This is a genomic window from Mycoplasma sp. CSL10166, assembly GCF_017116885.1.
GTDB lineage: Bacteria > Bacillota_I > Bacilli_A > Mycoplasmatales > Metamycoplasmataceae > Mycoplasmopsis.
Genome location: NZ_JAFIRF010000002.1, coordinates 49,843 through 73,602, shown reverse-complemented (window position 1 = coordinate 73,602; position 23,760 = coordinate 49,843). Strand labels below are relative to the sequence as shown.

Annotated in this window: 21 protein-coding genes and 1 tRNA gene; 16 read left to right on the top strand and 6 right to left on the bottom strand. The window is 24.3% G+C overall.

The annotated features are described in order from the left end of the window. Window positions 1-95 precede the first annotated feature (95 nt). The 3 genes from JXZ93_RS02645 to JXZ93_RS02635 all read left to right on the top strand — a co-directional run bounded on the left by JXZ93_RS02645 (window position 96) and on the right by JXZ93_RS02635 (window position 3,944). Window positions 96-677, top strand: a complete 582-nt coding sequence (locus tag JXZ93_RS02645) for a hypothetical protein (RefSeq protein WP_205852050.1) — start codon at window positions 96-98, stop codon at window positions 675-677. Between the two features lie 128 nt (window positions 678-805). Further along, the gene (gene gyrA, locus JXZ93_RS02640) at window positions 806-3,439 is read left to right on the top strand and encodes a DNA gyrase subunit A (protein ID WP_205852051.1); all 2,634 of its coding nucleotides are present in this window, start codon (window positions 806-808) and stop codon (window positions 3,437-3,439) included. A gap of 13 nt (window positions 3,440-3,452) precedes the next feature. Next, window positions 3,453-3,944 carry an MscL family protein gene (locus tag JXZ93_RS02635; protein ID WP_205852654.1) on the top strand — a complete coding sequence of 164 codons (492 nt, stop codon included), beginning with the start codon at window positions 3,453-3,455 and terminating at the stop codon, window positions 3,942-3,944. A gap of 30 nt (window positions 3,945-3,974) precedes the next feature. Here the strand turns inward: JXZ93_RS02635 and der are convergent, their stop codons facing one another. From der to JXZ93_RS02620, 3 genes are read right to left on the bottom strand one after another with little or no spacing between them, the layout of a single operon-like run. Beyond that, the gene (der, locus tag JXZ93_RS02630) at window positions 3,975-5,282 is read right to left on the bottom strand and encodes a ribosome biogenesis GTPase Der (protein WP_205852053.1); all 1,308 of its coding nucleotides are present in this window, start codon (window positions 5,280-5,282) and stop codon (window positions 3,975-3,977) included. Between the two features lie 12 nt (window positions 5,283-5,294). Then, window positions 5,295-5,960 (bottom strand): (d)CMP kinase, encoded by a 666-nt coding sequence (gene cmk, locus JXZ93_RS02625; protein WP_205852054.1) that lies wholly within the window; start codon window positions 5,958-5,960, stop codon window positions 5,295-5,297. A 14-nt stretch (window positions 5,961-5,974) separates the two neighbouring features. Beyond that, window positions 5,975-6,322, bottom strand: a complete 348-nt coding sequence (locus tag JXZ93_RS02620) for a hypothetical protein (protein WP_205852055.1) — start codon at window positions 6,320-6,322, stop codon at window positions 5,975-5,977. Between the two features lie 252 nt (window positions 6,323-6,574). Between JXZ93_RS02620 and JXZ93_RS02615 the strand changes: the two genes are divergently transcribed. After that, window positions 6,575-7,075 carry an MAG0490 family ComEA-like DNA-binding protein gene (locus JXZ93_RS02615; RefSeq protein ID WP_374962859.1) on the top strand — a complete coding sequence of 167 codons (501 nt, stop codon included), beginning with the start codon at window positions 6,575-6,577 and terminating at the stop codon, window positions 7,073-7,075. A 733-nt stretch (window positions 7,076-7,808) separates the two neighbouring features. Here JXZ93_RS02615 and JXZ93_RS02610 read toward each other — a convergent pair. Next, window positions 7,809-8,123: a hypothetical protein gene (locus JXZ93_RS02610; RefSeq protein WP_205852057.1), complete on the bottom strand. Its 315-nt coding sequence runs from the start codon at window positions 8,121-8,123 to the stop codon at window positions 7,809-7,811. 137 nt (window positions 8,124-8,260) lie between these two features. On the opposite strand from JXZ93_RS02610, the gene holA reads away from it, so the two are divergent. Together holA and JXZ93_RS02600 are read left to right on the top strand one after the other, a co-directional pair. Then, window positions 8,261-9,202 (top strand): DNA polymerase III subunit delta, encoded by a 942-nt coding sequence (gene holA / locus JXZ93_RS02605; protein WP_205852652.1) that lies wholly within the window; start codon window positions 8,261-8,263, stop codon window positions 9,200-9,202. Then, window positions 9,159-10,430, top strand: coding sequence for a hypothetical protein (locus JXZ93_RS02600; protein ID WP_205852651.1), 1,272 nt, complete (start codon window positions 9,159-9,161; stop codon window positions 10,428-10,430). Before holA ends, JXZ93_RS02600 begins: the two co-directional genes overlap by 44 nt. Here JXZ93_RS02600 and JXZ93_RS02595 read toward each other — a convergent pair. Further along, window positions 10,427-11,356 carry a nucleotidyltransferase gene (locus JXZ93_RS02595; RefSeq protein WP_241007142.1) on the bottom strand — a complete coding sequence of 310 codons (930 nt, stop codon included), beginning with the start codon at window positions 11,354-11,356 and terminating at the stop codon, window positions 10,427-10,429. The genes JXZ93_RS02600 and JXZ93_RS02595 overlap by 4 nt on opposite strands. A gap of 209 nt (window positions 11,357-11,565) precedes the next feature. On the opposite strand from JXZ93_RS02595, the gene rpmF reads away from it, so the two are divergent. The 7 genes from rpmF (at window position 11,566) to JXZ93_RS02560 (ending at window position 17,811) form a co-directional block, all read left to right on the top strand. Continuing rightward, complete coding sequence (rpmF, locus tag JXZ93_RS02590) at window positions 11,566-11,769, top strand: 50S ribosomal protein L32 (RefSeq protein WP_174892728.1); 204 nt, start codon at window positions 11,566-11,568, stop codon at window positions 11,767-11,769. An 86-nt stretch (window positions 11,770-11,855) separates the two neighbouring features. Continuing rightward, on the top strand, window positions 11,856-12,458 hold the full coding sequence (ruvA, locus tag JXZ93_RS02585; RefSeq protein WP_205852060.1) for a Holliday junction branch migration protein RuvA: 603 nt from the start codon (window positions 11,856-11,858) through the stop codon (window positions 12,456-12,458). Beyond that, window positions 12,433-13,389 carry a Holliday junction branch migration DNA helicase RuvB gene (gene ruvB, locus JXZ93_RS02580; protein WP_205852650.1) on the top strand — a complete coding sequence of 319 codons (957 nt, stop codon included), beginning with the start codon at window positions 12,433-12,435 and terminating at the stop codon, window positions 13,387-13,389. The genes ruvA and ruvB overlap by 26 nt, the downstream gene beginning before the upstream one ends. Before the next feature lie 52 nt (window positions 13,390-13,441). Then, on the top strand, window positions 13,442-16,000 hold the full coding sequence (gene secDF, locus JXZ93_RS02575; RefSeq protein WP_205852649.1) for a protein translocase subunit SecDF: 2,559 nt from the start codon (window positions 13,442-13,444) through the stop codon (window positions 15,998-16,000). 65 nt (window positions 16,001-16,065) lie between these two features. After that, on the top strand, window positions 16,066-16,755 hold the full coding sequence (rsmG, locus tag JXZ93_RS02570) for a 16S rRNA (guanine(527)-N(7))-methyltransferase RsmG (protein ID WP_205852648.1): 690 nt from the start codon (window positions 16,066-16,068) through the stop codon (window positions 16,753-16,755). Between the two features lie 10 nt (window positions 16,756-16,765). Beyond that, a complete protein-coding gene (locus JXZ93_RS02565; protein WP_205852064.1) occupies window positions 16,766-17,584 on the top strand; it encodes a GNAT family N-acetyltransferase in 819 nt (272 codons plus the stop codon). A gap of 153 nt (window positions 17,585-17,737) precedes the next feature. Continuing rightward, window positions 17,738-17,811: transfer RNA gene (locus JXZ93_RS02560), tRNA-Gly, on the top strand. A gap of 80 nt (window positions 17,812-17,891) precedes the next feature. Here the strand turns inward: JXZ93_RS02560 and JXZ93_RS02555 are convergent. Beyond that, window positions 17,892-19,190 carry a hypothetical protein gene (locus tag JXZ93_RS02555; RefSeq protein WP_205852647.1) on the bottom strand — a complete coding sequence of 433 codons (1,299 nt, stop codon included), beginning with the start codon at window positions 19,188-19,190 and terminating at the stop codon, window positions 17,892-17,894. A 137-nt stretch (window positions 19,191-19,327) separates the two neighbouring features. On the opposite strand from JXZ93_RS02555, the gene dnaE reads away from it, so the two are divergent. The 3 genes from dnaE to JXZ93_RS02540 are packed head-to-tail and all read left to right on the top strand — an operon-like array spanning window position 19,328 to window position 23,718. Next, complete coding sequence (dnaE, locus tag JXZ93_RS02550) at window positions 19,328-22,300, top strand: DNA polymerase III subunit alpha (protein ID WP_205852646.1); 2,973 nt, start codon at window positions 19,328-19,330, stop codon at window positions 22,298-22,300. Then, window positions 22,290-23,174, top strand: a complete 885-nt coding sequence (locus JXZ93_RS02545) for a 5'-3' exonuclease (protein WP_205852645.1) — start codon at window positions 22,290-22,292, stop codon at window positions 23,172-23,174. The genes dnaE and JXZ93_RS02545 overlap by 11 nt, the downstream gene beginning before the upstream one ends. Beyond that, a complete protein-coding gene (locus JXZ93_RS02540; RefSeq protein WP_205852644.1) occupies window positions 23,152-23,718 on the top strand; it encodes a dephospho-CoA kinase in 567 nt (188 codons plus the stop codon). The genes JXZ93_RS02545 and JXZ93_RS02540 overlap by 23 nt, the downstream gene beginning before the upstream one ends. Window positions 23,719-23,760: the final 42 nt, after the last annotated feature.

The following is a 23,760-nucleotide window of genomic DNA, read 5'->3' as shown; positions in this document are numbered from 1 at the left end:
TAAGTTTTATTTATATTTTAAAAAAATAAAAAATTATTTTTTGGTTTGTTATAATATTTTTGTAAAGAATTGTAATAAAAGAAAAAGAGGTTTAAATGAAAAATACAAAAATATTTTTAAAAGTTTTTAGTTCTATTGTTGGATTTTCAACTTTTGCTACTGTCATTTCTTGTTCAAATAAACAAGATATGTCTAATGGAGAACCAACCAAAAATAAAGTATCTAAAGACCAAACTAACGATAATCCAAATGCAAACATTAATGAAATAGACTTTGAAGTTAAAAAAATATTTAATCAAAATTTTGAAAAAGAATATTCAAGTTCACAAGTACAAAATTTAATTAATGCTATTAATTCTAATTCTGTTTTGTTTTATGACTATAAAGCTAAAGCGCTATTATCTGCTCCTGAAGGTACAGAAAGACCTAATTGAAAGGAAAATAGTTACGCGAATGTTTTCGATGCTAGCGAATTAACAATTGGTGGTAAATATAATCTATCTAATGCTATAAATCCTACTTTTGAAAGTAGAGGAGTAAAGAAAAGTGCACCAAAAATAGAATATGTCAAAAGTGATAATAAGATTACAATAGCATTCAAATACACTAAGCATAACGGTGGTTCTAAAGATGTAACTGTATCGGATAATCAATATAAATTAATTATAAATTTATAAATTTAAACACCTAGTTAAATAGGTGTTTTTTATTTCTCAAAATGTACAGTATATATTGTTGTTTAGCTTTTAATTTATGTCAAAATAATGTATAATTTAATAAAATATATTTTATTAAAAGGAGTACTATGGCCGACGATAAAAAAATAAATGAATTTTTAAATGAAGAATCAAACGAAAAAATAAAAAATACCGATTTAGAGTTTGATTATGAAGAAGAAAATAGGCTTGTTTTTAAAAAGAAGGAAACTATAGTTGTCGATGAAGAGGAAGAAGAAATACCTCAAAATAAAGAAGAATATACTGTTAGTTCACAAATAATTGAAAAAGAAACAGACGGTGTATTTCCTGTTGTTATTGACAATGAAATGAAACAATCGTTTTTAGAATATTCTATGAGTGTTATAGTTTTTAGAGCATTACCGGATGTTCGAGATGGATTAAAACCCGTTCACCGTAGAATACTTTATGATATGGCAGAGTTAGGTATTACACCTGGTTCACAACATAGAAAAAGCGCCCGTATTGTTGGTGACGTTCTAGGTAAGTATCACCCTCACGGAGATAGTTCGGTTTATGAAGCAATGGTTCGTATGGCTCAAGATTTCTCAATGAGATATCCTTTGGTTGACGGTCACGGTAACTTTGGTTCTATTGATGGCGATGAAGCGGCTGCTATGCGTTATACAGAAGCAAGAATGTCTAAATTATCCGCCGAAATGTTGGATGGAATTAAGAAACAAACTATTGATTTTGTAGATAACTATGACGGTAGCGAAAAAGAGCCGAGTGTTCTTCCGTCTCGTTTTCCTAATATTCTTGTTTCAGGAGCCTCAGGAATTGCTGTTGGTATGGCTACAGAAATACCGCCTCATAATTTAGGAGAAGCAATTGACGCAACTATTGCATTAGCTAAAAATCCAGAATTAAATGTTCGTGATTTGATGCAATATGTAAAAGGTCCAGATTTTCCGACCGGAGCTATAATTCTTGGTACTAAAGGTATTATTGATGCATACGAAACAGGTAAAGGAAGTATTACAGTTAGATCTAAAACAAAAATTATCGAAAAATCTAATGGTAGAAATCAAATTATTGTTACAGAAATACCTTATGCAATTAAAAAAACAACTTTAATTCAAAAAATAGTAGATTATCATAAGACAAGAGAAATTGAAGGGATTTCAGATCTTAGAGATGAATCTAATAGAGAAGGTATAAGAATTGTTATAGATGTTAAAAAAGGTTACAACCCACATGTTTTATTAAATAAACTTTATCAAAAAACATATTTACAAACTACATATAGTGCAAACATGGTAGCTTTAGTTAACGGAGAACCTAAAGTTTTAAATTTAAAACAAATTTTATCTGAATATATTGCACATCAAAAAAATATAGTTTCTCGTAGATTGAAATTTGACCTTAATAAAGCCGAAGAGAGAGCACATATATTAGAAGGTTTAAAAATTGCAATTTCAAACATTGATGAAGTAATTAAAATTATTAAAACTTCTAAAACTGAGTCTATTGCTCAACAAAGACTTTCTGAAAGGTATGAGTTAACAGATAGACAAACTAAAGCAATATTGAGTATGAGTCTTGGTCGTTTAACAGGGTTGAGCATTGAAAATATGGAAGCAGAATTAGCTTCATTATTAAAAGAAATTCAATATTATTTAGAAATTTTAAGCGATGAACAAAAATTAATTGAATTAATAATTTCCGAATTAGAAGCAATTAAAAATAAATTCAACGATGAAAGACGTACTTTTATAGATGTTGCCGGAATTGGTAAGATAAGTGATGAGGATTTAATACCTGTTAAAGATATAGTTATAACAGCTTCAATAAACGGTTATGTAAAAAGAATTAATCTTGAAGAATATAATACTCAAAGACGTGGTGGTGTAGGTTCTATTAGTATGAAAACCTACGAAGATGACGATATTTCATTAATATTAAATAGTACAACACATAGTGATTTATTATTATTTTCAAATTTTGGTAAGGCTTATAGTTTAAGAGGTTATCAAATTCCAGAAGGTTCTAAACAAAGTAAGGGGATACCTTTTATTAATCTTATTGAAAGTTTAAATGTTAAAGATGGTGAAAAAATTATTTCTATAATTAGTGTTGATGAATTTCAAAGTGATAATTATTTAGCGACAATAACAAAAAATGGTATTTTTAAAAAATCGGATTTATCATTATTCAAAAACGTTCGTAAGAATGGTTTGAGAGCATTTAGTTTAGCTGAAGGAGATGAGTTAGTACGTGCATTTATAATTTCAGATAATGATAACATTCTTGTGGCAAATAATTATAAAAATATTGCTATTTTTAAAGCTAACGATATTCGTCCAATGGGTCGTACAGCTCGTGGTGTAAGAGGTATAAAACTAGAACAAGGTCAAAGTGTTATAGGAGCTTCAACAAATAGAGATGGTTCGTTAATACTTTCATTAGGAAGTAAAGGTTTTGGAAAACTTACAAACGAGCAAGAATATCGTTTATCAAAACGTGGTGCTAAAGGTGTGACAGGAATAAATCCTGAAAAAGCAGGAAAATTAGTTTTTGCGCGTTTTGTCGAAACTTCCGATGAGTTGCTGGTTATAACAACAAGCGGAATAACAATACGTACAAAGATTAGTGAAATTAGTCAAACATCTAGAGCTACAAAAGGGGTTAAAATAATTAGCTTAAGAGATAAAGACGAAATCACCGCAGTAGAAATAATTAAAGGCGAAAAAGAAAATTAATATAAGGCTATGTATGAAAAAAACAAATTTGAAAGACGCTTTTAAAAATATTGTTAAAGATAAAAAAGTAGGTAGATTACGCAAAAGTTATATAGAAGCAACAAATTATTTTAAGAAAGGTAATTTCTTAATATTAGCAGTAGGTTTTATTTCTGGTTTAATTTTTAAAGATCTTGTTTCATCCTTAGCTAATGATATAATCTTAGGAGCAATAAGCAGCATTTATAATTTTAAAAATGCGGATATCAATAGTTTAGCTTGACATGGAATTAAATATGGAAAATTCATCGGCATTTTAATTAATTTTATTTTAATTACTTTTGTTTTATTTATTATATTAATAGTCGTTTTCTTTATTAAGTCTTTTATAACAGATTTTAGAAAAAAAAGCAATCCGCCTATTGAAGAGACTGTCGAAAAACAAATTAGTATAGAGGAACAAATTTTAGAACAACTTAAACTTATAAATGATAAATTAAATAATTCTACCCAAAATATTGAATAAAAAACAAAATCAAAATGTTGATTTTGTTTTTTATTCAATACCATTTTTATTTTTAAAATTCATTTTAATTGGCGATCCAGTAAAATCAAAACTTGCTCTAAGTTGATTTTCTAAGAATCTTTGATAAGAAAAATGTAAGAATTTTTTATTATTTACAAAAAAAGTGAAGGTAGGAATTTTAGCTTTTTCTTGTCTTACATAATAAATATTTAATCTACCTCCATTAAAAGATTGAGGAGGTTGTATAAGTTGAGTTTCTAATAATAAATTTGAAAGTAATGATGGTTTAATATCTCTTTCTAAATTGGTGCGCACTAAATTAAGAGTATCTACTAATTTATTTATTCTTTGGTTAAATTTTGCGGATATAAATACAAACGGAACTCAAGGAACAAAGTGGAATTTATTTCTCATTTTTTTCTCGAATTCAGCCATAGTATTCGTTTCTTTTGATACTAAATCTCACTTATTTATCACTATTATTATAGGTTTTTCATTTTCTAGTGCGTAGCCAATAATTCTTGAGTCAAAATGTGAAATTTCTTCATTTGTAGCATCGATCACTATCAAAGATAAATCAGATTCTGATAACGAATTCATAGCACGCATTAACGCATAATGATCTACACTTTCAACTAATTTAGATTTTTTTGTGATTCCCGCTGTATCAATAACTTTATATAATTTGTCGTCGATAAAAATTTCTGATTTCACACTATCTCTAGTTGTTCCGGCTATTTCAGAAACTATAGATCTATTTTCTTTTGTTAAATTATTTAATAACGAACTTTTTCCTGCGTTTGGTCTACCAATTATAGAGAGGCTAAATGCATTTTCTTCTTGAGAATCTGAAAAGTCTAAATATTCTATTGCTTTATCTAAAACGTCACCAACACCTTCTCCATGAAGCGCAGATATCGGGAATATATGATCACAACCCAGTCTATATCAGCCATAATCAAAATCCTGCATACTTTCTAATTTATTAGCAACAGCAATTATTGGCTTATTACTTTTTCTTAATATATTCATTATAAACATATCATCATTAGTTATTTCGCTTTTTCCATCAAATAAAAAGAGAATAACATCTGCTTCTTGAATGGCAATTTTTGCTTGTATTTGAATTTGTTCTTGAAATGGTCTATTTTCTATTTCAATACCACCAGTATCAATTAATTTTAATTCATGTCCCGATCAATTTATTTTTTCGTATAATCTATCTCTTGTGACTCCTGGTTTATCGTATACTATTGAAACTTTTTTACCGATAAAACGATTGAAGAGAGTACTTTTACCAACGTTTGGTTTTCCTATTATTGCAATAGTGTTTTTCATATTACTCCTTAATTATTTTGATTTTTCCAAAGCAAGATTAATTATTTTTTCTACAACTTCATCTATAGTTAAAGCGGTGCAATCTATATATTCGCTATCTTCTGTTTTGTGTAAAGGATCAACAGCTCTATTCATATCTTGTTCATCTCTTTTTTGAACTTCGTACAATATTTCTGCAAAACCGGTGTTATAACCTAAAACCTCATTTTGTATCATTCTTCTTCTTGCACGTTCTTCCGCTTGAGCTCATAAAAAGATTTTAACTTCAGCGTGTGGCATTATTTTAAATGTAGTATCTCTTCCGTCGATAACAAAACCTTTTCTTTTTTTGGTCATATGTCTAATATAATCAACAACAAATTCTCTCACTTCGGGTATTTTAGCCACATTTGGTGTAATTTGAGAAATATAATCAGCTCTTATTTGGTGAGTTACATCAACACCTTTCAAAAGAATACGATCATCATCTAAAAGTTGAATCATACCTTGTTCAAGAGTTTTTATTACATTTTCTTTATCTCTAGTATCAACGCCCATGTCAATTACATTTTTAGCAATTGCTCTATAAAGACTACCGCTATTAATAAAAGTATAATTTAATTTATTGGCAATCATTTTAGAGACAGTAGATTTGCCCACTCCACTTGGTCCATCAATTGCAATATTAACCTTTCGCATAAAGTTCTCTCTTTCTATTTTTTAGATATTTTATTTATTATTTCTATAATTTCAGGGTTTATTTTTAAATTTTCATCAAAATCATAACCATTCATTAAATTACTATAATTTTTAGACAATTCTAATTTTAATTTAAAGGATTCGTCAATTAAGAATGTTAGTTCTTTTGAATAATTGAATTCTGAAAAATTTAAATTTTTCATTGATTTAGAAAATTCAATATCATAATCTAAAATAGGTTTAAAATTTCCATCGATATTTTTCTTAAATCATTTCATTTCTTTATTAAGCTCTTTATTTTCTTTATTTGATAAAATCATTAGAATAATTTCATCTCTACTCTTACTATAGTTTTGATTCATGTAAACTCCAAAACATTAATTAAAAAACACCAACTAATTTTAAAATAGGTAGTTAAGTGTTTTCTTTTTTTACTTGTTTTACCCTCTAAAGTGCCTTATATTTTTATAGTATATTTATGTTTTATATTTTATATTATCCCTAAATATTAATTTATTATATCATATTTAATAACTGTATTTATAAAAGTTAGTTTCATTTTAATATATTTTTCCTTTTTTGGTTTTTTATAATTAAAAACATATTTATTATTTGTGTGAAATAAAAAGATATTTTTTGTAACTTCCTTAATTTTAGGAGTATTAATGTTTTTTGTAGGAATTCATTTTTATATTAATAAAGTTGAAAATAAAGAAAATTATGTTAAAAAGTATGACAATAAGATTTATACCTATATTTTATCTGGTGCTCTAAAACATACAGGTATTCATAGGTCAAATCGACTACTAACTTATAAAGAATTATTTGTTATAAATAAGGTACTGCCAAATTCATCGTTGAAAGATTTTGAATTAAGTGAAATCGCTCCTAGAAACGAAGAAATTTATGTCCCTTTCGAGAATTACAAATTAAAATGATCGGAATTAGAAAATATTGAACAATTATTAAAGATTAATATTCAAAAAAGATATGCTAAATTGATAATAAACCATAAAAAGAAGTATAAGAAGACTTCATGAGCACAAATTTCAAATATTTTCGGAATTGGCCCAAGAATAATTTTGAAGTTAAAGAATTTTTTAATTCTAGATTAAAATATTTAAATGGTTTTTTATTATTATCTAGCATATTTATATTTATTTTTACATTAAATTATTCTTATTTAATTTTAATTATTCTAACATCTTTTTCTTTGATATTCATTGATAAGAAATCTAAAAAAATAATAATATTATTATCGATTATACTTAGCTGTATTTGTTTAGTTAAAAGACTTTTAATTTATGACTCAATTCAATTTTCTAATTATGTTTATGTAAGTAAAATAAGAGATAATTTTATTTACGTAAAAACTTATTTCAATGTTGAATATATGTTTAAGAATAAAAGTAAAATAGAATATAAAATTTTTGAAAACTTACATATAGTAGGTTTAATAACTAATTTTTGTGATACAAAAATTATTGAACCTAAAGTTTTATCAAAAGTAACACAACTAGATTTAAGATATTACTTTTTCTCTTTTTATAATAATTTTTCTAATTATAAAGAGTTAGTTACACCTATTGTTTTCGGACATTATTTCAGTTTTAAAAATGAATTAATTAAATTGACTAGTGAAATTGGTCTAATTCATTTAATAATTATTAGTGGTTTTCATTTTATTATCTTAAAAAAGATATTGAATAGATTTATAAAAAATAAGATATTAATTTTAATTTTTATGACAATATATTGAAGTCTTTGCTCGAATTCTGTTTCTATAAATAGAGCTTTCTTGATGGCTTTATTTTCGGAAATTAAGAATTATAAAAACAACAAAAATAACTATATAATGTGTGTTGTAGTCATTTGTTTATCTTTTAAAAGTAATAATAAATTAGAATTAGGTTTTTGATTGTCTTTTATAATAAGTTTTTTATTGATCAACACAAGTATTAAAAAAACATTTTTAAACAAAATTTTAATATATTTTTTGATATGACTAATTTCAACGTTAATTTTACTAACTAATGGTAAAAAAATTAATATTTTAGGAATATTTTTAATTTTGTTTCTTACACCATTTTTTGAATTATTTTTTGTATTATTATTAATTGCTTTTTGTGTTCCAATAATATCTATTAATTTATCAAATTTCATGTTTTTTTCGATTAGATCCGTTTCAAATATTAAAATTATTTTAGATTTAGATCTGAATACTTGTAAAAATTTGATTTTTATTTTAATTTATATGATTATATGATTTACAACAAGAGAAAAATATATATAATTAAAATATGATATTTATATATGGTAACGAAGAATATTTTATAAATAATAAAATAGATGAATTAAAAGACAATTTTTTAGACGAGAATATAATTTATTTTAAAGATAATTATACAATTAGTGAGTTAACAGAATCCGTTTCTAGTTTTGGTTTATTTTCAACACAAAAACTTATATTGGTTGAAAATTTTGAAATAATTGATTCTAAAAAAATAACAAAAGTACAAAATGAGTTATCCGAAGTTTTAATAAGTGCTCTAAAAAATAATAGATTACATAAAGTTGTATTTATACATAGAAAAAATTCATTTGAGAGAAATAATTTTGTCAAATTTTTGATTGAAACCGCAAAGGTTTTTAATTTTGAAAAGCTAGATTCTAAATCTATCGTCAATTTTATTGTTTCTTATATAACTTCAAAAGGAGGAAAAATAAGTTTTTTTGATGCTACTTCCTTATCTAATAAACTACCTAATAATTTATCAATAATAATAAACGAAATTGATAAAATGCTAAAGTTTAATAGTCAAATTAATTATTCCTTAATAAATAACAACATTCAAAATTATGTTTTAGAAGATTCTTTTGCTTTTATGAATGCCATCGAAACTAATAATTTAAATAATATTTACCAAAAATATAAAGAAAGATTTAACGAAGGTGATGATATACATCTTTTAATCGCGCAGTTAAGAAATATTTTTTCATTATCATATAAACTTCATATACTTAATAATAAGCTAAAGATGAATTATTTTGATATATCTTCTAAGTTAAAAATTCCAGAATGAAGAGTAAAAAAAGTTTTAAAATTGGTTAATATTTTTGGAATTAAAAAAATTAAAAATATTTTAATTAATTTAGGTATTGTTGATTTGCAATCTAAAAGTTTAGGGGTAGAAAACTATGAAATATTTGAAACATTCTTGATTACAAACTTCACAAAATAAATATACAATTAATTACTTGTTTTTACAAAAAGAAATACTTGTTGATAGTAATAAAAAAAATTCTATAGAGTATTATAAAAAAATAATAAAAAAAGTTGCCTTATTAAGTGAAAAAGGGATAAAAACAATTATTGTATTACCTGATATTTATCTTAGTTTTTTTAGAAATTTATATAGGGTTTCTGAGCAAACTATAGATGAATACTCATCAAAAAATCTAAAATATAAACTAGAGAATTTAAAAATTTTTTGTAAAAATATTATATCTCTAGATAATGTTTCAATTTATTATAAATTAACTTTTGACAATATAATTTCTATATCTAAAATAATTAATAAGCGAAAGAAAGAGGAAGTTGATAATAATGTAAATACAGAATATATTTCTTTTAGTAAAACAAGTATTATGGATTATAATGATCTTATATATACTCAAGAGATAGATTTATCAGAAAAAAATGAAAATAAAGAACGTCTAAGTTTATTCGATAATTTAAACGATATTTACAACGAATTTATTTATCTTTTTTATGTAAGCGGTTTAGTTTTTGAAAATGTTTTTTATTCTTTTGATAAAAAAATAAAACAAGATATTTTGGATCTAAAGAAAATTTTATATGACAATTTATTACTTTTTAAAAAGAAAAATAATACAAAAATTTTACTATACAATAATAAAGAAACTCTCAAAACTAATCTAATCGATAATAACGTTTTTGATGATATTTTTTTAGAACAAACAATTAATGATGATTTTTTAAAAAGTTTTTACGATATGGATAGATTAATCAAATTAAAATATATACCTGTATATAACTTTAATTTATTTTTAGAATCAAAATCATTTGAAAAAATATTTAAATTAGAACAAATGTTATTGATTATACAAAAAATATTTTTAGTTCCTAAGAATATAGCTTTTTTTCCTTTGCAAAAATATAAGAAAGACAATTTTACGAACGTAATTTCAGTTTTAAATTATGATGATATTGTAAATAAATTTATTTTTGATTTTATAATAAAAAGGTCTTTTGATTTTAATTTTTTAATTTCAAAAAAAGTAAGATTATTGTTTTTTAAAAACTTCTTTTTAAAAAAAGAAGTTTTTAGGATTAAATTATTTGTAGATGATCAAAAAATTGAAATAGCATTTAATTTATCCAATAAATCAATTAAACTAAATAAAAATAAGGTTTTAGCACCATATGAAGTTAAAGTCTTAGACTAACTCTTTTTTATTTTTAGAAGTACAAAAAGATATGCTCTTTTTATTCTGCTTCTGGTATATCTTTTGCTAACGCAAGAATCTATAAAGTCAAAATAATTATCATGATATATATTTTTTTTAAATAAATTCTCCATACCTTCGGAGATCATTTTAAATTTTTCTATTTCTTCTTTTGGTAAGTTTGTAACTATTTTTTTAAATTTTCCATATGTATTTTCTATTAAAAATTTACTTTTAATACTTTTTAATTTCATTGGAGTAAAAACTGAAATGTCTTCATTATTCTTTAACATTTCTCTTATTTTGCTTGCGCTCGCAAATTTATTATTAGTATTATTTGAATGAAATTCTATAGTTCTTGTGTGACAATATGGCTCAATTTTATAATTATTATTAATTATTGTTTTTACGTATTCTAAGCCTAAAATATCATTTGGCATACTTATGTTTGCGCAACTCAATTCATTAAGTGCCAAATTCGATGCTCTCGGGAAACTGTTACCCCCTTGTTTTAGATATTTTTTAACTAAATAGTTATATTTATCTTTATTATTATTTATAGTTTCCGCTATTTTTTTAAAAACATTTATATCACTAGTTTCGCTACCAAAAACAAGAGTATCTATACCTTTTTTGTATAATTTTTCAATACTTTTTTGTGCAAAAATATGTGCAGCTTGCGATGAAATATTAACATCTAATTTTATAAATTTCGAAACACCATATTTTTTTGCTATTTTTCTTCTTTTTCAATATGATGTACATATAAATTCTCCTCTTTGAGAGAATTTATGAGATATTGCCACGTATATTCTAGAGTTAGGAAATTTGTTTTTGATTCATTCTAATTGATAAATATGACCGTTGTGAAAGGGGTTATATTCTACTACAATTCCTACTTTTCTATATTTTTTTAGGTGCTTCATGATTATTATTATAACAAAATAACTTTGTCAACTTCTAATTATTTAATATATAAACTTGTTCAAAAATGTCGTTTGCATTATGAATATACACTCAATTAGACTATTTTTTATATTTAAAAGTAATTTATTTTTTTCTTTTTTAAAAGCTGTTTTGTATTATAATATATAAGCAATATTTAAATATTTAATAAAACCACAAGGAGGATACCATGGCAATTGTACCAAAACGTAAAACATCAAAACAACGTAAACATAAAAGACAAACTCATAGTGCACTAGATGTTCCAAACTTAGTAGAATGCAAAAATTGTTCAAAGATGATCGAACAACACGTAGTTTGCAAATTTTGTGGTTTTTACGCCGGAAAGAAAGTCGCAAACTTTCAAGCATTAAATGACAGAATCCAAAAATAATTTTAAATAGTGATCATTCACTATTTTTTATTTTCCTTTTTTAGTCTTAATTTAAATAAAAAATTAAATATTAAACGGAGGAAAAAATGATACTTTATAAAATTGGAGAAATTGTATATAAAAACAAAAATAATTTAATATTCGAAAGTAAGGGCGATGGTTACATGCTAAGTGTTCCTGATTTAAATAGATTTGAAGTAGGACAAAAAATAAAATTGTATATATATGAACATGCAACTGACTATGTAAAAAAATATTTTGGATTTAAAGATTTTAAAGAAAGAATATTATTCTTAGACTTAATATCAATTGATAAAATTGGCCCAAAAATTGGTTTAAACATTTTAGAAAAAGGATGAGAGAACATTGCTATAGCAATAGCAAACAATAACTGAACAATACTGTCAGAGTGTTCTTTTGTGAGTGAAAAGACAGCAAAATTAATATGCGTTGAGTTAAAAGATAAATGATCTAAAATGGTTAAGAAAGAAGATTTAAAAATTAGTGATGAAAGCAGGAAAAAACATGAATTAAAAGAGACTTTATTTATGTTAGGATTTAAAAAGCAAGAAATTGATTTTGCTTTAAATAACATTAAAGAAAAAAATAATATTGACAAAATGGTTGAAGAAGGAATTAATTTAATAACTATAAATTATAAAAATGAAAATCAGAGAACTCAGGCCTAATAATTTTAATGATTTTATTGGTCAAAACAATCTCAAAAAAACTTTGGATGCCATGGTAGAAAGTTCAACGAAACAAAATATTCCTTTACCTCATGTTTTATTATATGGACCACCAGGTATGGGAAAAACTACTTTAGCAAGTATCATCGCAACTAAAATGAATAAAAAAATTCACTTTATTCAAGGTGCAAATTTAGAAAAGAAATCAGACATTATAAATGTTCTTTCTGTTATAAATAGTGGAGATATAGTTTTTATAGATGAAATTCATAGTATAAACAAATCTATTGTAGAATTTTTATATAATGCAATGGAGGATTTTGTTTTTGACTTAATCATAGGAGTTGACGGAAATTCAAAAGCCATAAGGATGAAAGTCAAACCTTTCACTTTAATAGGTGCAACTACTAAATTAAATTATATACCACAACCTTTTAAAGATAGGTTTGGATATATCGGAAGACTAGTTAATTATAATAATGATGATATATTCAAAATACTAAGAAAAACATCTAAAAAACTTAATATTGTAGTTGATGATATTTTGTTAAAGGAAATTGCGGAGTATTCTAGAGGGACGCCAAGGATAGCGAATCATTTAATACAAAGAATCAATGATTTTGCTATAACAATAAATAATGGTCAGATAAATATAAAAATAGTAAAAAAAGCATTAAAACATCTTGAGTTATATAAGTACGGTTTAACAAAAGAACATATTCATTATTTAAATATTTTGAGAGATGGCTTTGACGAAAAACCTGTATCTTTAAATACTATTTCCAGCTTATTATCGCATGAAAAACAAGATATTTTAAATGAAATTGAACCCATTTTACTTTATTTAAAATTAATAAAGAAAAATTCTAGAGGAAGACAAATTACTTCAGAAGGAATTGATTATTTAATTAAGTTGAATTTAAGTTATTAGTAAAATACAAAACGCTAAAAAAAGACAAAAAATATGGTAATATTTAATAAGTATGAAATATATTAAAAAATTATTATCAATTAATAATTGAAAAAGATTTATTTTGAATATAACTACAATACTTATAGCATTGTTGACTATTGTTTTTGGTAGCGTTTTTTATATAGGAAAAAATGTTAATAAATCAATAGAATATGGTGGCGGTATTGAAGTATTAATTCAAGTTAAACAAGATGGAGCAAATGCGAATAATGAATTAACAGAAGAGGTTAATAAATCATTATTTAATAGATTAACTGGTGGTACCGGATTAAACGGAGTATCCGTCTACAGTGAAGGTGACGGAAAAATACGTATAACAAAAAGTGGCCGCATTTCTGAATCAGATAGAATTGCTTTTGAAAAAGCTATTGTGGAAAAACCCATTTTAACTATAACAGATTCAGATATTAAACCTTTATTTTACGATGGTGTTTTTAACCGGAATGGTTCTTTAGAAGATGGTACTCCTCAAAATTGAATACCACCTTTTAAAGTGGATGGTGCATCATATGTTCCGAATCCAACAACAGGTGGAAGTGATGTAAGTATAACATTAGATGGTATTGATGCTCAAAAACAATGAGCTGATGCAACAGAATATGCAACTAAAAGAGCAGATCAATTATTATTGATTTGATTAGATATAGATAAATTGTTAACAATTGCTAAAAATAATTATCCGGATGAGTGGAAAAAATCTGGAGAAAATTTATGAAATTTTGTCCATGTTAATGAAGAATTAAAAGATAAAGAAGGCAAGGCTAACCAAATAAAAGAATTTATTTTAAATATTCGCCAAAAATATTTAATTAGTGTTGCTCAAGTTAACTATCAAATTAACGGAGACAAAGTAAGTATTACTGGTAATTTTACTCGTGATAGCGCAATAGATCTTGCTAATAAAATTAACTTCGGTTTAAGCAAGTACGATTTAAGTGTTTTATCAAGCATATATGTTGATGCTAATTTAAATTCCAATTCATTCTTTTATGCAATGATTGCTGGAATAATTATATTTTCTATGATTTCAATTTTTATGATTGTAAATTATGGTCTTTTAGGTTCTTTAAGCACAATTGCTATGGCGCTATATATTTTTCTAACTTTATTAATTTTTACAGCATTGAGAGGAGAATATTCTCCTGCCACTTTAGCTGCATTAATAATTGGTATAGGTATAAGCGTAGATGCAAACGTAATCACTTATGAAAGGTTAAAACAACAAGTTTATTCAGGTGATACCCTAAAAAAATCCTTCAAAAACTCTTCTAGAAGTTCGTTAACTTCAATTATAGATGCCAATATGACTACAATAATTGTTGGGTTTATTTTGTTTTATTTTGGTACTAAGGATGTAAAAGGGTTTTCAATTACTTTAGTTTTATCTACGTTATTTACATTATTTTCAATGCTAGTGTTTTCGAAATTTATCGCAACATTAATGGTTAATACGGGTATTTTTGATAATAGATTGTGATTATTAGGTATTTCTAAGAAAAAAATCGGAAAAACTACCAATTTCAATTCTAAAGTCGCTAAATTTAATTATATAAAACAATCAAAATGATTTGCCTTATCTTCGTTTATCTTCTTAATAATTGCCGCTATTGTTTTTGGAGCTTTCGCAGGATTTAATATTTCTTTTTGAGACGGAGTTAATAGATCTATAGAATTTAGTGGTGGAATTAATATAACCATTCAAGGAGATTTTGAAAAAAATACAAATCTAAATTATAAACAAGCTCAAGAAATATCTAATAGTTTAATAAATTCCGCAACAAACTTAGGTATCAACGACGCTGGGGATATTATTAAAATTAATGGATTAAATTCTAACGACAATTATGTTGTTTTAATTAGGACAAAACAAGATTTAACAAATCAATTTCAATCTATCAAGGATTTTGTTTTAAATATAAATGATGATGTTTTAGTTACTAATTATTCTGTTTCTTATTCTGAAGCTACAAAACTTGTTCAAAACGCTTTAATAGCTACAGGAATTAGCTTTATAGGAATAATTATTTATATGTTAATTAGAATGAACTGAACCTTTGCAATAGCTGCTATAATTGGTTTGATTCATGATTTTTTAGTTGTCCTAGCATTTATATTCATAACAAGAATTCAAGTTAATACAATAATAGTTGCAGCGATGTTGTCTATATTAGGATTAAGTATTAATGATACAATAGTTACATTCGATAAAATAAGAGAAACAGTTAAGGTTAAATATCATAAACAATTTTTATCAAAAGAAGATATAATAAATATTGCCAATTCTTCTATCGGTGAAATATTAAAACGTAGTTTATATACCTCTTTTACAACGATGTTTGCTGTTGCGGTTTTACTCGCATTTATTAATGCTACTGATTTTTCATTTAATATAATAATGTTATTCGGAATTGGTATAGGAGTTTATTCATCTATATTTATAGCCACATGAATTTGAACAATTCTAGAAACAAAAAGACAACAAATATTAAAAAGAAGAAAAGAAACTGGTTATTGAAAAATTAATAAACCTGAAGAACAAACATTTAACGGAATCAATGATTATATTTAAAGTGTAGTTAACTACACTTTTTCTTTAACATTTTTTTCGTAAAATATTGATATAATAAATACATTATGTCAAACACAAAAAAAGAAGAAATACAAAAATTATGTTTAGAAAACAATTGAGACTTTGAGTTATTTAAAAAATACGTTGATTTAATCGAAGAAAAAAATAAAATAATCAATTTAACCGGGTTTAGCAATGAAAGATTATGATCTGAAGGGATATGAGAATCTCTTTTATATATGTTAGAAATTACAAAAAATAAAAAAGATTTAAGCATTTTAGATGTTGGTTCAGGGGCAGGTTTCCCATCTATACCCTTTGCATTGACTAAACCAAACCATAAAATTACAATTTATGAACCATTATTGAAGAGATTTAATTTTTTAAATGAAGTTGTAAATGTTCTGAAACTAGAAGATATTGTGAAAATATACCGATATAGAGTTGAAGAAGTTAAAGACAAAAATATTTATGATATAGTTACTGCTAGAGCGGTTGCTAGCGTAAAAGGAATGTTGATGTCATCATTTCATTTAGTAAAAGTAAATGGTGAATTAAATTTATTAAAAGGTAAGAATGTCTTAGAAGAAATAGAAGACGCAAAAGAAATATTTAAAAAGATCAAATTTGATTTAGAAGTTACTGATTTAATCGGCACTAAAGAAAATAGAGATAATAAAATTGTTAAAATAATTAAATTAAGAAGCACACCAAGCGTTTTTCCTTTTTCTTGAAAAGTTATTAAAAATAGTTAGGAGTTTTAAAATGATTGAATTTAAAAAAGCCATCGAAAAAGATAAAGAAGTTATATTAAAATTGCTATATAATGATGATCCTATACAATATTTATTTTTAATATCAGATATTGAGGAATTTGGATTGCATTCAGAGGTTACCGAAACTTATTTTGTTGATGAATATAAGGTAATAATTATGCGTTTTTATAATAATTTATTGATATACTCAAAAGAAGATTTTAAATTTAATATATATTCACTAATTAAATTTATTAAGGATAAAAAAATAAAAAATATCATTTATTCTTCTACTATTAGAAATGATTTAGAAATAGCTATGACAAATAACTTTAATAATTTTAGAGTAAGAGAAGAATATATTTTGAAGCTAAATAAAGAAAAGTTTTATGATTTAAACAATTTAGAAGATCTTAGCTCAAAAATTATTGAGGAAAAAGATTTGCAAAATGTAATAAATTCTAGAAAAAGAATTAAAGAATTTGAAGGACTTAGTTCTCAAGCTTTAGATATTGATTACTTAAAAACATCTCTTAATAAAGGGTATTATAAAGGTTTTATAAAATACGAAAATGATATTGTTATTTCACATGCTTCGGTTAGTGCACAAATAAAGAATGTTGCTATGCTTGGTGGTGTTTTTACACTTGAAGAATATAGAAAAAAAGGTCATGCAAAAGATTGTGTTTTAAAACTATCTGATTATTTATTAAAAAATAACTATACACCAGTTTTATTCTTTGATAATCCGCATGCGGGAAATTTATATTACAAATTAGGTTTTGAAGACTATTCAAGATTATTTGTTATTTCAATAGATGATTACTAATATTGCTATATGCAATATTTTTTTATTTTTTTATACAAATATTCAAAGTTATGATAAAATATTATTACGCAAACGAAATAAGTGCATGTTTAAATAAAAAAATAAAAATATTTTGATATTTTTAAAAATGTGTATAATATTATAGAAGCAATTGCGAGTATAGTTTAATGGCAGAACTTCAGCCTTCCAAGCTGACTATGAGGGTTCGATTCCCTTTACTCGCTCCATTTCAAGAAATTGACCTAAAATCCCGTTTGGGATTTTTATTTTTAAAATCATCTCCTTTTAATATGGAGATGATTTTAATTTATTTTGAAATATTTTTAACTTTATCGATTAAACTGTTTATTATTTCATCGTATATATTATTCATTGTTGTGAAATTTATTGCGTTAACGATTGGAATTTGACTACTAATTCTGTCGTCATTTCATTTTTCACTTGATTCTTCTGCTATTTTATTAAAATAATTATTTAATTTTTCGGTTGATAATCAACTAATATCATCATTATTATAAAAGAATTGATTATATACATTCACGACTTTAACTATTTTTTGATTTGTTCATTTATCGACAAAATCAAATGAAGGAATTAAATAAAAAATATCTTCATTATTTGATTTTAATTTATAAAAAGTGGTTTTTATATCAAATCTGTCAACTAACATTTTATTTAAGTCGTTGATTTCTGTTTCTAAAAATTTTGAATTATCAATCATTTTGAATGGATTAATTTTTTCCCCTCATTTTATTTGTGTCTTTACTTTGTCCAATGAATATTTTTTATTATATTTTTGAGATATAAAATTGTTTTTTCATTGATCGGGATTGTTTTCAAATAAGTTTTTTTCTGTTTCGTCTCCATTGATAAATTTACTATTAATAAAATTATATATATTATTAATTAATTGTTCTTTATTGAAAATGATTAAGTTTGAGTTTTCATCGAAAAAACTTTTTTCTACTTGAAAACTAATTCCTGAAATAAAATTTTCAAATTCATTAATTTTAAATTCAGGCATTTCTTTTTCTTCATTATTACCTTCTGCTAAACCAGAATGAGGTCTAGTATAATTTATTTTTAAATCTCAAGGTCTATAAAAAAAGATATTTTGAGTTCCTTTTTCATTAGAAATTGTATTTGTTCATGTGTAATTTATTCGTATTTTATCGCTATATTTAGAATTTCCTTTTATTTTATTTATTGAAATTACTTCTGCTTTATATCCGTTAGGAATATTAATAATTCTAAAATTATTTTTATTTATATTATCCATTCTATTTTTAGAATTTCATATTTGGGAAATATTCTCTGTAGCGACTATTTTTAAATTATCTAAATCTAAACTAGATTTATTGTTAATATTTGTTGTTTTATTTTCTTTTGAATTAGATGTTTCGGTAGTTTTGCTAGTTTCGTTATCTTTATGATTTGAACTTTGATTTTGTTTTTCGTTAATTATTGTTTTTTTAGAGTTAGTACTTTTTACATATTGGTTATTATTTTCTTTGTTTTGTGTTTGAGAACATGAAATTGTAACTGTTGGTAATGCGCTAAGATTTAGGAAAACAAACAATAGAATTTTATTTTTTACTTTCTTCATAAAAAAATTATATTTTATAAATTTTATGGTGATTGAAATTATTTTAAAATGAATTATTTATTCTTTACTTTTAAATAGTTTTTTCTAAAAAAATATTAAATATTTTTATTTATTAATTAAAAATATAAAATTAATATATGAGAGAAAAAATATATCTACACACAAATACAGAATATTCATTTTTGAGTTCTACCATAAGAGTTCAAGAACTTTTAGAACTTGCAAAAGAAAAGAATATTAAGTATATTCCTTTAACAGATAAAGAAAATTTATTTGGACTTCAATATTATTGAAATTTTCAAGAAAAATATGATTTTAAACCTATAATTGGTTCTGAATTTTATCTAAATGAGAACTTTACGATAATTGTTTTAGCAAGAAATAATGAAGGTTTAAGGCTTATTCAAAAATTAATTTATAAAAAATCAAAAGGTGATAATTTGTCACTTTTTGATTTTGAAAGCAATGATTTATTTGTAATAGATCATTTTGAACTTGGGATGGTTGCGAAAAAAATAATTTTAAGCGAATTACCCAAAAATTTTTACTTTAATTCTAAGAAAAATATCAATAATAGAAAAGTTGTTTATGCACCTACAAAAAGAATTTTGCATAAAGAAGATAATGAATTGTTACCTCTTCTTAATTTTATCAATCCAAATAATGATGTTGTAAATAAGATATACAACGATTATTTTTTAGATAATGAATTTGAAGAATTAGACCAAGAGGTTTATGATCAAATGGTCAATATTGTTGAAAGTATAAATATAACTAAACCAAATAGTGAAATTAAATTAGCTAATTTTTCTAATGATAATATTGATTTTTTTAAAAAATTAATTCTTGGAAAAAGATATAAAAAAATAATAAAAGAATATGATGTAAAAATAGTTAATGATAGGATAAATTATGAGTTTAACGTAATTAAACAATTGGGATTCATAAACTATTTTTTAATAATTCAAGATGCTCTTAGTTTTGCACGTAAACAAGGTATTGAAATAGGTCCTGGACGTGGTAGTGCTTCAGGTTCATTAATTTCTTATTTATTAGAAATTACTTCGGTTAATCCTTTAGAGTTTAATTTATTATTTGAGCGTTTTTTAAATGTTGAACGTGTTACGTTACCGGATATAGATATCGATATACAAGACACAAGACGTGATGAAGTTTTCGAATACGTGAAAAATAAATATGGCGAAGAAAATGTTTCTTTTATTTCTACATTTCAAACTTTAGCTTCTAAAAATTCTATTCGTGACACAGCTAGATTTATTAATCATAATGAAGTTATAATCCCAAAAGATGAAATTGATAAAATTTCAGCTTCTATAAGTTCTAAATTTTCAAATTTAATTGAAAATTATGAAAGTAACAAAAAATATAAAATTTGAGCAGATAAATATCCACAGTTACATAATTTAGCTTCTAGAATTGAAGGATTACCAAGGCAAACCGGAGTTCATCCCGCAGGTTTAATAATTTGTAATCAACCCTTATATAATGTTGTTCCTGTACGTAAAAACCAACAAACCTTACAACAAGTTGAAATGACACTTGATAATTTAGAAAAATATGGATTAATAAAAATAGATTTTTTAGGTCTAAAAAACTTAACTTTTATTAATAATATAGAAAAAAGTCTAGAACCCGAAAATCACTTTGATTCAATTTTAGAGGACAATGTTTCATTATTTAACGATAAAATCACTTTTAATTTACTAAATTCCTTAAATACAAACGGTATTTTTCAATTGGAATCTCCAGGTATGAAAAAAACAATTAAGGATGTTAGAATTGATAGTTTTGACGATATTTATGCTATTATTTCATTATTTAGACCCGGACCTCTTGAGTATATACCGATTTATGCTAAAAATAAAAACAATCCATATTTAATTGAAAAAATACATCCGATTTATGATCAAATAGTTAAATCAACTTTCGGAATAATTGTTTACCAAGAACAGATCATGGAAATAGTCCAAAAGATATCAGGGCTTTCTTTCGCACAAGCCGATTTATTAAGAAGAGCAATTTCTAAAAAAGATGAGTCAAAATTACATTCTTACAGAAAGATGTTTTTTGAAGGCGGGCTAAAAAATAACATTAATTTCGAAATTTTAAAAAAAATATACTTTAATATAGAAAAATTTGCTAACTATGGATTTAATAAATCACATGCCGTTGCGTATGCTTTAATTGCATATAAATTAGCATATTATAAAGCGAGATTTCCAATGTTATTTTTTAAAGTTCTACTTAGTGAAAGTAGTGGTGATTTAGACGCTATTAAAAAATACTCGGACGAAGCTTTTTTGTGCAATATAAACATCGAAACACCATCAATAAATTATTCTAGTGACGATGCTAATATTCATAATAATTCCATTTTTTTACCGCTTTTAATGATTAAAGGTCTTGGTAAGGTTGCAATTGATAAAATTGTTTATGAACGTAGTATTAATGGTTTTTATAATAATTTTATTGAAGCATACTTAAGAATGAGACTGTATGGTTTAAGTGAGTCTAATATAGATCTTTTAATTAAGTCTGGCTCAATGAGAGAATTTAATAATATAAATACTCTACTTTCTTGAACTAATATAGCAAAAACTTTTTATTCTGACTTAGTGCTTAGAATAAAAAGAAATAATATTCACCAAGAAGAATATAATTCGTATCTATTAGACTTTATAAAAGAGTTAAATTTGGAGATGTATACTAAAAATTTACCTATTGAGTCAAACGATTTAAAAGAACAAAAAGAATTAGAGATCAAATTATTAGGCAATAGTTACAACACTTCCTATCATAAAGTTCATAATAAACAAATAGATCATAATGTGCCTTGTCTAGCTAATGTTGGTGAAGAAAAAATATGATTAGAGGTTGAACTCATTAGTGTTAAGGTTGGATTTAAAAACGAAAGACAAACTAGTTTGAAAATAAGTGACTTTTCAACAACTGTAACAGCAAATGGGTTTAATAGCAAAATAAGAAATTTAATAAATTTAGATACAAGAAGAAAAATAAGAGTGTTAATTTCTAAAAAAGATAATAGATTTTACAATATATTAAATTACGAGGAGATTTATGGAGAATAACAAAAAGAGTTTAGTAATTGACGGTAATTATTTAATGTTCCAATCTTTTTATGCAACATATAGAGGTGAAGGTAGTTTAATTTTAAGCAATTCTTTTGGTGTGCCTACCAATGCAATTCAAGCTTTTATGATGCAATTTTTAAAACTAATTAAATTTGTGAGACCTGATAGTATTTTTGTTGCTTTTGATGCTAAGGGCCCCACAAAAAGACATGAAATTTTTTCAGAATATAAATCAGGAAGAACTAAAGCTCCGGATATACTTTACCCTCAATTTGACTGAATTAAAAGAATATTAAGCGGACTAAATGTTGTTTGACAAGAAAAGTTAGGAGACGAAGCAGATGATTTAATTGCGACATATTGTTCTAAAGTTAATGGAAAAAAATATGTTTTTTCAGCAGATAATGATTTATTACAACTCGTAGATGAAAATGTAACAATTCTTCGTAAAGATAAAACTAACTACAAAGAAATTAATAAAGATAATTTTTTTCAAATTTTTAAATTTCTACCAAATCAATTAACTTCATACAAAGGGTTAAAAGGAGATTCTTCAGATAATCTTCCGGGGGTGTTCGGAATTGGTGAAAAAACCGCTATAAGTTTGCTTGAAAAGTATAATAATTTTGAAAATATATATAAAAATTTAGAAAATAATAGCGATCTAACTAAAAGTGTCAAAAATAAATTAATTAATGGATATCAAACCGGTTTAATGTCATATAATTTATCTATATTAAATTGTGATGTTGAAAATTTTGAAACAAATTTAGAATTTTATAAATTACAACTAAATTATAATAATGCCATGGATATACTAATGGAACTGGAATTAAGCGTAGTTATAAATGAACTTAGAAAAAACTTCTAATAAACCTATAGCTATTTGTGGTCAAATTGGTTCTGGAAAAACCACCATAATACAAGAGTTAAAAAAAATGGGATATAGTACATTAATTTTAGATGATTATGTTTCTAATTTATATAAAACTAATAATGAGTTAATTTATGAAATGAAGAAAAAAATTGGTGATTTTATAGTAAAAGATCAAATTATTAGTAAACAATTATTAAAAGAATGAATATTAAACAATTTTAATAATATATATAAAATTGAAAATATTATTTATCCTTACATTTATGAACATTTAGTAAATAATAATTACGATTTTATTGAATTGCCCGTTTTAGACTCTGAAATAATTGATTTTTCAAAATTATTAAAATATGTTGTTGTTATTCATAGAAAAAATAAATTTGTTGTGGAAAACCCTCTTGTAGACTGACTAAATAAAAAAAATGACTATATAATAGATTTAAAAAGAAAAAATAAAAACTTAATATTTGTGGATATCTATAATGATAATCGAGAGATAACTAAAAAAATAAAAAAAATATTATTAAAAACTCAATAATAATTATAAAATAATAAAGCTACTAAATTTTAGGAGGACATA